We start from the raw sequence: 13976 nt of genomic DNA, 5'->3' as shown, positions 1-13976 counted from the left end.
CGGCCTAGTATATACACAAAGTAATTGGAGTTGCAGGTAGACCGCAAATGAATGGAGCTGATGAGTTCAGAAAGTTCGCTGATGAGGAAAAAAAAACCGCCCACATTGCCGCACCGTCTTATTCGCAGAGGTAATAATATTCCCTATTACATATCGGTATTAGCCAGATCTTGGCACTCCGTGCAGAACCCTGTAGGGTGAAAATACACCTATCTATAGGAGCTACCATGGCAAAGCATATCCAATTCAGTACCACTGGCGGGCCGGAAGTGTTGCAATACCTTGACTTTACCCCTTCTGACCCTGCAGCACATGAAGTTCAGGTAGAAAACAAAGCGATCGGTATTAACTATATCGATACTTATGTTCGCAGTGGGCTTTATTCACCATCACAGTTTCCCAGTGGGTTGGGAACAGAGGCGGCGGGAATTGTCACTAAAGTTGGTTCGTCGGTTAACACAATCAATGTCGGTGACCGGGTGGTATATGCCCAATCAGCTCTCGGGGCTTACAGCGAAGTGCATAATGTTGCGGCAGAGAAGATTGCCATACTTCCTGACAACATCTCTTTCGAGCAGGCCGCAGCATCATTCCTCAAAGGGCTGACCGTCCACTATCTGTTGCGCCAAACCCACGAGATAAAACCGGGTGAGGTATTCCTATTCCATGCGGCGGCGGGTGGTGTCGGACTAATTGCTTGCCAGTGGGCGAAAGCGCTTGGTGCTAAGCTTATCGGCAGTGTTGGCTCTGATGAAAAGGCCGAATTGGCAAAAGCCGCTGGCGCCTGGGCCACGATTAACTATCGTACAGAAAATATCGCCGAGCGGGTGGCAGAGCTGACTAATGGCGAGAAAGTGGGTGTGGTGTATGACTCGGTTGGGAAAAGTACCTGGCTGGATTCGCTTAATAGCCTTAAGCGCAGAGGCTTGATGGTGAGTTTCGGTAATGCCTCCGGCCCAGTGACAGGAGTAGATCTTGCCATCCTGAACCAAAAAGGCGGGCTATATGTTACTCGCCCCTCCCTCAACACTTATGTCACCAATCGGCAAGAGTTAGCAAGTGCCAGCCACGAACTGTTTTCACTGATTGCTGGCGGAGCCATTAATGTCGATGTGGCAAAAGCACAGCAATTCCCGTTGCGTGATGCTCACCGTGCCCATCAAATCCTAGAAAGCCGCCAGACCACAGGATCCAGCTTGCTGATACCCTGAGTTGTTTGGCCATTCCTAAGGTAATATTGTTGAAAAAACAAAGGGCTCCGATTAGGGAGCCCTTCTTTACAACGCTTTCTTTGATGCACATGTAGGGGTACAGCAGCGTATTCTGTCAGAGCTAACTGCCGTTTATACGGCTATTTTTACCTCTGGCAGGGATGAAAATGCGATACCAAATCGTATCGGTTAGCATCCTAGCAAGCACGCCCGAGAAAAAATACGTTTTCCCTCTGATTCGCCCCACTAATCTTTCAGGCTGTGATCGCTACCGCAAGAAAGGGAAATTTTAGTAACGCCGGACTATCGGTTTCTGCATCGAACGCCATATCCAGACGGCCACAACCGCCAGAATCAACCAAGGTAGCAGCTTAATCATCATGACGAATAAGCCCCCTACCATCATAAAAGCAGCAGCCACCAGTAATGCAGCGAAGATCCCTAACAGGGAAATACCGGTTACCATCAGCATGATAAAAAAGCCGATAACAAAGAGAATTTCAAACATGGCTGGCTCCTTAATAATTGTGTATGTCCCACAACCACATCATTAAATATAACGAACAAATCGGGAATTTTATAAGAAGTATTACAAGAAGCATGCCAACTTTAACATATCAGCTAATTCATTGAATTTAATGATTAAGTAATATTAATACCTACCAGAAAAATGGATAGGCATGGTCAATTTGACTAACTTATAGCTAATTTACTATTCTATTATACTCAAAGTAATTGGCGTCGCAGGTAGGCAGCAAGTGAACGCATCCCGATGAGCTTACACAGTCAAGTGATTTGAACGCTGCTTGCAGCGGCCTCGCCTTGCGAGGCCCACCGGATGGGCCGAGTCACTAGCGTAGCTAACAACCCTGCGACTTCAAGGACGAAGGGTATAAGGCCGAGTGACCAGCGCTAAGGCTTGCTCTACTACAGCAACGCCAGCACCAGGCTTATGGGCATTTTCGCTTAGATGGCGACGCCATTGACGCGCACCAGGAATTCCCTGAAAAATCCCAAGAATATGCCGGGTGATGTGGCCCAAATAAGCGCCGCGAGACAACTCCTGTTCGATATAAGGATAAAGCGCTTCAATCGCCTTAATGCTATCGACCACTGGGGCATTTACATCAAATAGTTCGCGATCCACTTGGGTCAAAATGCTTGGATTTTGGTAGGCTTCACGGCCCATCATTACCCCATCAAGATGTTTAAGATGCTCTTTGGCTTCAGCCAGCGTTTTCACACCACCATTAATGGCAATAGTCAGTGTTGGGAAATCACGCTTGAGCTGATAAACCCGCTCATAATCCAGCGGTGGCACTTCACGGTTCTCTTTCGGGCTAAGCCCTGAGAGCCAGGCTTTGCGAGCATGAATGGTAAAGATATCGCATTCGCCACGGTCCGCCACCGTTTGCACAAACTCGCATAAGAACTCATAGCTATCCAGTTGGTCAATGCCGATACGAGTTTTAACGGTGACAGGAATAGAAACCACATCGCGCATAGCTTTAATGCAGTCAGCGACCAGTTCAGCCTCACCCATCAGGCAAGCGCCAAAACGACCATTTTGTACCCGATCAGACGGGCAACCCACATTTAGGTTTATTTCATTGTAGCCGCGTTGTTCAGCCAATTTGGCACAATGGGCCAGCGCCTGCGGGTCACTGCCTCCAAGTTGCAGTGCCACCGGATGATCCTGTTCGCTATAAGCCAGATAGTCAGCTTTACCATGAATAATGGCACCGGTGGTGACCATTTCGGTATATAACAAGGTCTGCTTGGTTAACAAACGATGAAAATAACGGCAATGACGATCGGTCCAATCGAGCATCGGCGCGACGGAAAAACGTTGTAGAGGGTAGTGTGGCTTATTGGCCGGGGTGCTGGAAAAAGTCTGGGCTGCGTGCATTTACGGTGATTTCATCGGTTATTATTTCATCAAATACCCTTTAAAGTTGCCCGCCGAGCGAACCCTACAAAGGGATGGAATGAGTAATTATACCATAGAAGCTGACCATAGCTGCCTGTGTGATAATTGAACTCTACGACTGATCGTTCTGTCATCGAATCCTGTGAATTAACAAAAGTGTGATACCCACCTTCCCCTCGTTTTTTCACCTATCGGCGATTAACGCTAAATATGGTAAAATCATTTCAATTCAAATGCTGCGGGATGGATATCATGAAACCTATCGATGAGGAAAAGCTGCTGGCTCAGGCTGAAAGTCTGTGTCAACAACGTAACGTCCGGCTGACACCGCAACGTCTTGAAGTACTACGCTTAATGGCACAACAACCTGGCGCAATCAGTGCCTATGACCTGTTGGATTTGTTGCGTGTGTCTGAGCCACAAGCCAAGCCTCCAACTGTTTATCGCGCATTGGATTTTTTGCTGGAGCAAGGGTTTATTCACCGCGTCGAGTCAGCTAATAGTTATGTGCTATGTCATCATTTTGAAGAGCCAACCCATACTTCAGCGCTATTTATCTGTGATCGGTGCAAAATAGTCACTGAACGCACCACCGTGGGCATTGAAGAGGCATTGTCACAGTTAGCAAAACAATCAGGTTTTGTGCTGCGTCACAGTGTGGTTGAAGCGCACGGTTTATGTGCTGAATGCGGGGAAGTTGAAGCATGCGAAAGCCATGAGCATTGTGACCATGACCACTCTATTGTTACTAAAAAGAAATAGCTGCGTACCTAATTGAAGTTGCAGCAATGTTAGCTGCTCTCCAATTACTTTTGCCTTATACCCGTCATACTTCACGCTGCATGTGTGTTGGCTGCTCTCAATAACCCGAATCACTTACTCATGTAAGCTCATCGGGATTAATGAGCCTCATCCTTGAGGCTCACCCAGCGGGCTAGCATAAATGCTGTACAAATCGGTTACCGCCTTCCTGCAACTCGAATTATTTAGGGTATAGATAGAGATCCCTGGTGGGTATATATCGGTTAGCAAAAAGTAGACTGCCGCGAGCAATGCGACAGGGTAATAATTAATAATAAGGCACGTCCTTGTGCAGATGTAGATATAAATACAGGTGAGCTAGAATAGCTTTTATTAAAATAACCTCACCGCTTCAGTATAATTGGAGTTGATACACCAATAACTAGACGGGGTTGATTAACAATGCATATTCTATGAAACGAGAGACCCGATTAATTTATATCAATATCAGTTTAATTCCATTTAATGCTGTTACCAGCGATATTTGCTGTGGTCTTCCCAGGCTTTGACTTCTTTCTCGGCTTGCTCTTTCTGATAGCCGTATTTCTCCTGGATTTTACCCACTAGCTGGTCACGCTTACCTTCGATTACCGTTAAGTCATCGTCAGTCAGCTTGCCCCATTTTTCTTTCACTTTACCTTTAAACTGCTTCCAGTTACCGTCGGCTTGATCTTTATTCATAATATCTCCGTTACCTTGGGATTAGTCAGTTTATTTAATTCAATACGATAAACGTTCTCTATTGATAAAAACAACCACATTTAAATTAGTCACTCACAGTCATAATTTAAAATTAAACTTCGTTGTTTCGCTTACCGTACGAATAATTATAGCAGAGGATACTAGCAATTAAAGTCAGGATAATATTAATCACTGAGATTATAGCTATAAAGTAAAAATAAGCACTGATATTATTCAGTTAAAACAGTAGGTAATAACTTATTGTCGGAATCGTCTCAATCTAAATAACTTTTCCATACTTGGAGCTGTAGCAGGCTAGCTGTACTTGTTACTTGGCCCCTTCCCAGACATCACCTCTGAGAGGCCGCAGCAAGCAGCATTCAAATTTTCTCCCCGCAGATTTGTCATCCAAATCATCTACTTGTCGTTAGCATTGATCGGAATTAGCGAGCTTCTTTGCGGCTGCCTGCCTGCAACGTCAATTAATTTGGGCGTCTGAATCGTTTAATGGGGTCATTAATAATAAAAAGCCGCTCCTGAGCAGGAACGGCTTATCAGTTCAATATAAAACGCTAATGTTAGATCCAGTCACCATTACGGATAACACCGACGGCCAATCCTTCAATGGTGAAGCTTTGTTCGCGCAGATCGACAATAATCGGTTGGAACTCACTATTTTCTGGCAAAAGCTGTACGATATTACCTTGTTTTTTCAAGCGTTTTACCGTCACTTCATCATCAATTCGTGCCACTACAACTTGCCCGTTACGCACATCTTGCGTTTTATGCACCGCTAATAGGTCGCCATCCAGAATACCGATATCTCTCATCGACATCCCATTAACCCGCAACAGAAAATCTGCACTCGGTTTAAACATTGATGGGTCTACTTTGTAGTGCCCTTCGATATGCTGCTGTGCCAGCAAAGGTTCACCTGCGGCAACCCGACCAATCAGTGGCAGGCCATCTTCTTCTTCCATCAGCAAACGAATGCCACGGGAAGCGCCAGAAACAATCTCAATGACGCCTTTACGGGCCAGTGCTTTTAAATGCTCTTCAGCGGCGTTAGGAGAGCGAAACCCCAGACGCTGCGCAATTTCGGCACGGGTCGGTGGCATGCCGGTTTGCGCTAAGTGATCGCGAACCAGGTCATAAACCTCTTGCTGTCTGGTAGTAAGTGCTTTCATTCCGCCCCCTGTTTGTTTATACAGTCTTGCTGTGAGTATATACAGGTAAGCGGGTGTTGGGAACCAAAGAGTGAATAAAAACAGGGATTAATCACAGCTTATTTCTGCGGCATTGTTCGTCATAACATTAACCGGCATGCTGGCAAAGTACGGTTATCCAAACAAATAACGCTAACAAGATAGCGAGGAATACCGCCGCGGACCCCATATCTTTGGCGCGGCCCGATAGCTCATGGAACTCACTGCCAATCCTGTCCACTACCGCCTCAATCGCACTGTTAATGACTTCGATAATTATCACTAAAACCACGCTACCAATTAATAAAAGGCGTGCGATAGCATCTACATCCAGCCAGAAGGCCAGTATGATAGCGATTATGGCAGCAACAGCTTCCTGACGAAATGCCGCTTCGTTTTTCCAGGCAGCCGTTAAGCCTTTCACAGAATAACCGGCCGCTTTATAGACTCGGGCCAGCCCTGTTGATTGATTCGCCATGTTTTATTGCCTTTATCTTAAGTTAATGATGATTTTTGCCGCTTTCTGTTGTCTTATCACCACAGATCTCAAAACCAGTTTCTGGTATCCTTGCGACGAATTGCTAACAAGAGGCTTCATGTAGTTATGTCAGGTTGGCGTAAAATATATTATAAGTTATTGAATTTACCACTTAAAATGTTGGTAAAAAGCAAGGTTATTCCGGCAGACCCTGTGACTGAGTTAGGGCTAGACCCCTCTCGTCCTATTCTGTACGTTTTGCCTTACAATTCTAAGGCTGATTTGCTGACTTTGCGAGCGCAGTGTCAAGCACAAGACCTGCCCGACCCATTGATTCCATTGGAAATCGATGGAGTGCAACTGCCCAGCCATGTGTTTATCGATAATGGCCCGCGGGTCTTTCGCTACTACGCGCCTAAACAGGAATCGGTAAAGCTGTTCCACGACTATCTGGATTTGCACCGCAATAATCCCGAGTTAGATATCCAGATGTTACCGGTTTCCGTGATGTTTGGTCGTTCGCCGGGGCGTGAAGGCCACGGAACACCCCATCTGCGCGTGCTTAACGGAGTGCAAAAATTCTTCGCGGTATTGTGGCTGGGTCGCGATAGTTTTGTGCGTTTCTCTACCACAGTTTCACTGCGCAGGATGGCCAGCGAGCACGGTACCGATAAAACTATCGCCCACAAACTGGCTCGCGTAGCGCGGATGCACTTCTCCCGTCAACGCCTGGCAGCGGTTGGCCCTAGTCTGCCTGCCCGGCAGGATCTGTTCAAAAAGTTGCTGACATCAAAGGCGATTGAAAAGGCCGTCGCCGATGAAGCGCGGACCAAGAAAATCTCCCATGAGAAAGCACAGCAAAATGCCATTACGCTGATGGAAGAGATCGCAGCCGACTTCTCATATGAAGCCGTGCGCCTGTCTGACAGAGTATTGAGCTGGACGTGGAACCGTTTGTATCAAGGTATTAACGTCCATAATGCAGAACGGGTGCGGCAGTTGGCGCAAGATGGCCATGAAATCGTCTATGTGCCTTGTCATCGCAGCCATATGGATTATCTGCTGCTCTCCTACGTGCTTTATCATCAAGGGCTGGTGCCGCCGCATATTGCCGCCGGGATTAACCTTAACTTCTGGCCTGCCGGGCCTATCTTCCGCCGTTTGGGCGCGTTCTTTATTCGTCGCACCTTTAAAGGCAACAAACTCTATTCAACGGTTTTCCGCGAGTATTTAGGTGAACTGTTCACCCGTGGTTATTCAGTTGAATACTTTGTTGAAGGAGGCCGCTCACGTACCGGCCGCCTGCTGGAGCCAAAAACTGGCACACTGTCGATGACCATTCAGGCGATGTTGCGTGGTGGCTCACGTCCAATCACTTTGGTGCCGATTTATATCGGTTACGAACATGTGATGGAAGTGGGTACCTATGCCAAAGAGCTGCGTGGTGCGACCAAAGAGAAAGAGAGCCTGTTGCAGATGCTGCGGGGCTTGCGTAAGTTGCGTAACCTCGGTCAGGGCTATGTCAACTTTGGTGAACCGATCCCGTTGACCACCTATCTGAACACCAATGTACCGCAATGGCGTGATGCCATTGATCCGATTGAAGCTCAGCGCCCAAGCTGGCTGACACCGGCGGTAAATGATTTGGCCGGTAAGATCATGGTGAGAATAAATAATGCGGCAGCAGCGAATGCCATGAACTTGTGTTCTACCGCATTGTTAGCCTCACGTCAGCGTTCACTCACCCGTGAGCAGTTGCTTGAGCAACTTGATTGCTATCTGCAACTGATGCGTAATGTGCCTTATGCGAAAGATGTCACTGTGCCGGATAAAACACCGGAAGAGTTACTTAATCACGCCTTGAATATGAATAAGTTTGAGGTGGAGAAAGACAACATTGGTGACATTATCATCCTGCCACGGGAACAAGCCGTGCTGATGACCTATTATCGCAATAATATCCAGCACTTACTGATGCTACCGTCACTGATAGCCAGCATGGTGATGTACCACCGCCGCATTACCCGTGACGAATTGTTGCGCCAAATCAGTATGATTTATCCGATGTTGAAAGCTGAACTGTTCCTGCATTACAGCAAAGAGCAGTTACCACAGACGCTGGACACGCTGATAGATGAACTGGCCCGCCAGCAGTTGATTTGTGACAAAGGGACCGAACTAGTGCTGAATCCGGCCCGAATTCGCCCACTGCAATTACTGGCCGCCGGTGTGCGGGAAACCCTGCAACGATACGCGATTACCCTGTCGCTGCTCAGTGCCAATCCGAGCATTAACCGTGGAGCGCTGGAGAAAGAGAGCCGTATCATGGCGCAGCGATTGTCTGTTCTGCACGGGATTAACGCACCAGAATTCTTCGATAAAGCGGTATTTTCAACACTGGTCGGTACCTTGCGTGAAGAGGGATATATCAGTGACAGTGGTGACGCGGTTCAGGAACATACGTTGGAAGTTTACAATATGCTGAGTGCGTTGATGACGCCGGAAGTGAAACTGACTATCGAGAGTGTCAGTATGCCAGCCGAAACCAGCAATCAACGGCCAGAATCCGAGGCAGAGGATAAATCGGAAGATTGATTCCTCAAGCCGCTAAACAAAAATGGCCGGATTCATCATCTGGCCATTTTTTTGACTGTTTTCCAGAAACGTATTTACTGCCAATAACTAATCAGAATCCCTAAAAACAACACCAGCCCTACGTAATTATTATTCAAAAACGCACGGAAGCAGGCGTCGCGGTCACGCTGCACAATCATCTTTTGTTGGTGGATAAACAAGGCACCCGCCAGCAGGATTGACCAATAGAATGCGCCGCCCAACCCCATCAGCCAGCCGATAGCAACCATCAACACCAGTGTAGCCAGTTGCAGTAAACCTATAATCAGCTTGTCATGTTGACCAAATAAAATCGCCGTGGACTTAACTCCAATTTTCAGGTCATCGTCGCGATCAACCATTGCGTATTGCGTGTCATAAGCGACGGTCCAGCAGATGTTCGCCAGCAATAACAGCCAACAAACCAAGGGTAAGCTCTCACTCACCGCAGCGAATCCCATCGGAATTGACCAACCAAAAGCTGCGCCTAATACCACTTGGGGTAGATGAGTGACCCGCTTCATAAACGGATAAATCCAGGCTAACGCCAGTGCTGCCAATGATAACCAAATGGTCATGCTATTAAGGGTTAACACCAGACCAAACGAGAGCAGTACCAAAACGACAAACAGGATTTTGCTCTCTCGTTCACTGATAATGCCACTGGGTAACGGGCGGGATGCGGTGCGTTTTACAAAGCCATCAATATTTCGGTCAGCATAATCATTGACGACACAACCAGCCGCACGCATAAAAAACACACCCAACACAAACACAATCAGTATTTTGGTTTCTGGGATACCCTGCCCTGCCAGCCATAATGCCCACAGCGTCGGCCACAATAGCAATAACGAGCCAATAGGCTTATCAATCCGCATTAAACGGCAATAAGCCTGCCATTTGGTCTGAACAGTACTTCCCTTCAATTTATCCATCTCCAAAATCTTACTACGGCTTAAACCGAATACAGTGGCGAGGCCGGTAAAAAAACTTCCGTCAGTAACAGGGGTTTGCCTGACAGACGCAGCAATGAGCGGCGCGCCCAAAGTTCATTCTGCCGCCCCACTTGAATATAATCACGGCTTAAATTGTCCCCACCAAATAAATAGCGCCCGAGTGGGAGGGTGCCCAAATCCACCAGCGCCCTATCCGGCCCAGACAGTGTCTGCTCGGGGATAACCGTGCGACCAAGCAGCCAAGGCTCATTATCACCACACAAAATGATTTCCCGCAGCCAATAGCGTTCGCTTACAGGTAAGTGCTCCGCATCTTCCCCTAACTCATTACGCGTAATAAAGCATTCTCGCTGGGGTTCGACATGAACCCGTTGGCAATGCTGCTCAAAACGCCGGGTCATCGACCCCAACTCCATCAACCAATCAGCGATAGCAGTTGGTAAATTCGGCTGCTCAATGGCACACCATTGGATAGGTTTTATAATTGATGCATCGCCGGTAGACATGCAGTTTGCTCCCTGCTGGGAAGAAAATATCGCCCCCCGCTAATTCGTAGATAAGGGGGCATTGTAGCGCAGATTAGCTCCCCAGCGACATCAGGTTGCTTTTTATTACCCCCCACAAAATGAAGTCGTTTTATTACGCTGTTCTTTATTATTGATGAGCTTGGGCAGTCCGTCCCTTATAACGGATAATTGCAGCACCAGTATTATTACGTTCACTGGATGACCTGAAATACATATCAAGTAACACTGCTGCATCTTGCCCAGAAAGGTATTTTTTGTCTTCTTGGATGATCAGTTCAGGAACCAGGTCTTTATAGAACTTTCTTACCCTAGGATCCATTAACTTCAGCTGTTCTACATTCATTAAATTTGTATCAAAAACGTACAACCCTTCTTTGTTGGCGGTCTGCACTATGGTAATCACATGTGCTCGCTCAGGAAAAAACATCATACTTTCGCCAGGTTTTAAACTGCTAATTTCCATTTTTATCGCATTCAAATCCAAAGGATAAACATTTACTCTCTCCGGAAATGATTCGATTGCTTGATTAAAGGAACTCAGAGGGTCTCTTAGATTTTTCTGAAATATTGACACATCTGTTTGAATACCCTCGGCCTTAAATTGTTCAAGAATCTGATGCAAAAATTTTCCGGAGGTTCTTGAGGCGGCGACATTATCACGTAACGGCCCAAAAAATTTCTCAGCTAAACTCATTTCACTGGTATTCAGGTAAGTGAATATGCCCGATGAGGTTAAAGCGCAGGGAGCATCCCCTTTGCTGGCGGGTCTTAATGCACTTTCTTCCAGCCAATCAAAGTCGGCGTTGGTTAATATATGAGTTTCGGTAAAGCGATTGGGCCCGCCCCCTGGTAACCTGCCCTGCCGGCTAAATTCAGGGCCTTGTTTCAAGACAACACCCACGTCCTTACCGGTGGTTAAGTCGACTTCCCAATAGGTCGCGCCGCCCCCCTGTCTGACCCAAGCTTCACGCATTCCACCAGAGACGAGTGGATCTTTTAGCTCAACCCATTGCACTTCAACTGGCTTTCCAGGCGGGCTTGGTATCGTCTGACGCGTTGGTATCACTTCGCCTTCCGCAACCGGCAAACGGGAAGGTATAACAGGCCGTGACGGAGGAGCCAAAGGACCCGATGGCTTTACGCCCAGTGGCGAATTTTCAATCAATTTCACCCCGCGTTCCATTCCCCTGAGCTGACCCGCCTCCATCACCATAGCCACCATACCCGCTGCCATATTTTCATTTTCGTTACGGGAACGCGGACCTTCGACTCTGGCGATAGTACACATCGGGTTAGGTAGTGGGAGTTTACACACCCAACTCTCTTCTAACGATGTCCAGGCCGTGCGCCAAAAACGCGAATTTTCAGTTTCTGGCCGATAGTCCTTGGCAAGGGCATTGATTTTATCTTGTAGCGCACCACTCTCTGGCCGCTGACCTTTCTCAATTAATGTTTTGATTGCCTGAGAGCGAACTGCCGGATGCGATTTTATCCACTCATGATATTCAGTTTTTTTCGCATCTAGCGTCTTATAAACATCAATCGACCTACCGTTCTTACCAGGCATCGACATATTGGCGACAAAGCGATTGCTTGCATCCCGACGCCGTTTAAATTCATTAACAGGTGAATCATTTTGCTTATGCGGGTCGCTATAACGGTAATAATAAGCTCTGGAATCATCGACTTTTTCCACCCCAGCCTCTGTCAGGATCTCTCTTATCGCCTGATCGTCATCAAAAGCGGCGGGAAGATGGCGATAGGCTAGACGCATATCGAGATAAGCGAGTTGTCGCTCTATTTTTTCTTGCGCTGTTTTATAAAGTCGATAATGCGCCAAAATATATAAGGGGTGGCTTTGCTCAGTAAGTTGAGCCAGCGATTTAAGGTCCGATACAAATCTTTCATGTTCCACGTCAATGGCTGTACCGGCAACGACGTTGTCTACCATTAGATTTATTCTATTAAAGGTGACTTGAGCTGACTCAGACAAATGGGACACATCGATTGATCCGGCTATTCTTTTGATGACACCAGCCGTTTGCTCTACGGTCAGAGGCTCGACTTCATTAGATTGGCTGAAGTGAGATAAGAAGATTGCCGTCGGACTGTAGCGCGCTCCACCGCTCTTATGTAATTGCTCTTCTTCCTGAAGTAATAATGTATACAGTTGCTCGGTATTCTTATCTACCAACTCATCAAAAGCCCTACCTTGCAATTGATAATGTAACTTAAGTGTAGTTTTGAGCGAAAACGCCAAACTGCCTACTGCGTGTTCGAAATCGATAAATTGAGTGAAATCCTGTTGGCTACAGGCATCAAATCCAATCTGTCCGCATCCGGTTAAAATCATTTCCCCCAATTCCAGCGACTCCTTTTTCAGATAGCTGCCCTGGGCATTTTTCGGTGCAAATCCATTAGCAAGATAGGCCTCTGGTGCTTGCAATATCGTAGGCTGAGCATCCATCCCTTCATGGATAACCCTTAACACCCTGGCCGCTCTGGAAACCGCTAGTTCCGGCGAATCTAGATGCTCCAGCCCCCAATCGTTTAAATCCGCAGTGGAAATTCCTGCTGTTTCACCATAGCGATTGCCATAATGGGAATGGTTATAAAGTATCGCCGCCTGAAGCTTGGTCTCTTTATTTTCAGGCCGATAAACTGCCATGGATAATTCAGCCAGCGTGGGCTGATACTCTTGATTCAACCACCAGGCAAGACTCAGGGCGGCGAGTGGCGTCAGTTTTTCTGCTGTGGATAGTGTCAGGCTCTTTTGGCATAACTTAAACAGGATATCCCGCTCCAGGCTGATAACACGAGCTTTTTCATACCCTTGAGCCGCGGTTAACCCAGGCCTTAAATGTGATAAATCATCTAAACTATTTGCAAACTCCAATCCCTCTACAGCATGGAGTTGTAGATAAAAATCCACAATTCGCCCGACTCGGGCGTCACTGATTGCTGGAAATTGTTGCGTCCACGTTTTCTGATCCAGGACTCTGGCACTATCAATTAACTGCATCGCCTGACTGAAAACAGGATCCGACGTCGAACTTACATTGGGCAGCTCTTGTGCCATCTTTTCTAATAACTCATGGTCTCTTGCCGTCACCTTTAATGGCAATATCTTCTCTTCCTGAAGGGATGTAAACTGAGCCATGATAGAACTCATAGTTAACAATGAAAGATTATCTTCTGTGATCGGCGGGGCCCACGGTTGCGCCATAAATGGAATCGGCCACGACTGTAGCGTGGCCGATAGGCAGAGTTGGTTTTCCTTCGGCATCAATAGCACCTTAATTTGAATGGATAAACAATAAACCGTCATTCAATTTATGATATCGGCGCAAGCTCAATCGCATGCCTTTTAAATTCTCATTTAATCTTTTTCTTTCTAGCAAAAAACTAAATAAGTGAGTTTGAGATTTAAAGCAGAATTAACCAAAACAAGGTGTCGCGAAGATAACCAATAGCAAAACGAGGCGTTGCGAGCAGCAGTAGCTGTATATAAGACCCAACGAAAAAAGGTGCGCCAAAGCGCACCAACCATCTAGCCATATTCGGCAGTGCCGGG

At 46.9% G+C, this 13976-nt stretch carries 11 protein-coding genes; 3 read left to right on the top strand and 8 right to left on the bottom strand.

Annotation, left to right across the window (positions count from 1 at the left end; genetic code table 11):
* Positions 1-227: 227 nt before the first annotated feature.
* The gene (locus V1953_RS01640; protein ID WP_372560375.1) at positions 228-1211 is read left to right on the top strand and encodes a quinone oxidoreductase; all 984 of its coding nucleotides are present in this window, start codon (positions 228-230) and stop codon (positions 1209-1211) included.
* A gap of 289 nt (positions 1212-1500) precedes the next feature.
* Here the strand turns inward: V1953_RS01640 and pspG are convergent, their stop codons facing one another.
* Complete coding sequence (gene pspG, locus V1953_RS01635) at positions 1501-1719, bottom strand: envelope stress response protein PspG (protein ID WP_083162129.1); 219 nt, start codon at positions 1717-1719, stop codon at positions 1501-1503.
* Between the two features lie 369 nt (positions 1720-2088).
* Positions 2089-3120, bottom strand: a complete 1032-nt coding sequence (gene dusA / locus V1953_RS01630) for a tRNA dihydrouridine(20/20a) synthase DusA (RefSeq protein ID WP_372560374.1) — start codon at positions 3118-3120, stop codon at positions 2089-2091.
* Positions 3121-3393: 273 nt separating this feature from the next.
* Between dusA and zur the strand changes: the two genes are divergently transcribed.
* Positions 3394-3903: a zinc uptake transcriptional repressor Zur gene (gene zur, locus V1953_RS01625; protein ID WP_083164027.1), complete on the top strand. Its 510-nt coding sequence runs from the start codon at positions 3394-3396 to the stop codon at positions 3901-3903.
* Between the two features lie 510 nt (positions 3904-4413).
* Here zur and V1953_RS01620 read toward each other — a convergent pair.
* The 3 genes from V1953_RS01620 to V1953_RS01610 all read right to left on the bottom strand — a co-directional run bounded on the left by V1953_RS01620 (position 4414) and on the right by V1953_RS01610 (position 6306).
* The gene (locus V1953_RS01620) at positions 4414-4623 is read right to left on the bottom strand and encodes a CsbD family protein (RefSeq protein WP_004391853.1); all 210 of its coding nucleotides are present in this window, start codon (positions 4621-4623) and stop codon (positions 4414-4416) included.
* 578 nt (positions 4624-5201) lie between these two features.
* Positions 5202-5810 (bottom strand): transcriptional repressor LexA, encoded by a 609-nt coding sequence (gene lexA / locus V1953_RS01615; RefSeq protein WP_005191485.1) that lies wholly within the window; start codon positions 5808-5810, stop codon positions 5202-5204.
* A gap of 127 nt (positions 5811-5937) precedes the next feature.
* Positions 5938-6306: a diacylglycerol kinase gene (locus V1953_RS01610; protein ID WP_372569721.1), complete on the bottom strand. Its 369-nt coding sequence runs from the start codon at positions 6304-6306 to the stop codon at positions 5938-5940.
* Positions 6307-6432: 126 nt separating this feature from the next.
* On the opposite strand from V1953_RS01610, the gene plsB reads away from it, so the two are divergent.
* A complete protein-coding gene (gene plsB / locus V1953_RS01605; protein WP_372569722.1) occupies positions 6433-8901 on the top strand; it encodes a glycerol-3-phosphate 1-O-acyltransferase PlsB in 2469 nt (822 codons plus the stop codon).
* A 74-nt stretch (positions 8902-8975) separates the two neighbouring features.
* Here the strand turns inward: plsB and ubiA are convergent, their stop codons facing one another.
* The 3 genes from ubiA to V1953_RS01590 all read right to left on the bottom strand — a co-directional run bounded on the left by ubiA (position 8976) and on the right by V1953_RS01590 (position 13688).
* A complete protein-coding gene (gene ubiA, locus V1953_RS01600) occupies positions 8976-9845 on the bottom strand; it encodes a 4-hydroxybenzoate octaprenyltransferase (protein ID WP_083164025.1) in 870 nt (289 codons plus the stop codon).
* A gap of 29 nt (positions 9846-9874) precedes the next feature.
* The gene (ubiC, locus tag V1953_RS01595; protein WP_083162109.1) at positions 9875-10381 is read right to left on the bottom strand and encodes a chorismate lyase; all 507 of its coding nucleotides are present in this window, start codon (positions 10379-10381) and stop codon (positions 9875-9877) included.
* 148 nt (positions 10382-10529) lie between these two features.
* Positions 10530-13688, bottom strand: a complete 3159-nt coding sequence (locus V1953_RS01590; RefSeq protein WP_442850584.1) for a hypothetical protein — start codon at positions 13686-13688, stop codon at positions 10530-10532.
* Between the last annotated feature and the right edge of the window lie 288 nt (positions 13689-13976).

Source organism: Yersinia sp. 2541 StPb PI (assembly GCF_052217145.1).
Taxonomy (GTDB): Bacteria; Pseudomonadota; Gammaproteobacteria; order Enterobacterales; family Enterobacteriaceae; genus Yersinia; species Yersinia enterocolitica_E.
Note: the sequence above shows the minus strand (reverse complement) of the source record. Positions and strands in the feature narration are given on the sequence as shown.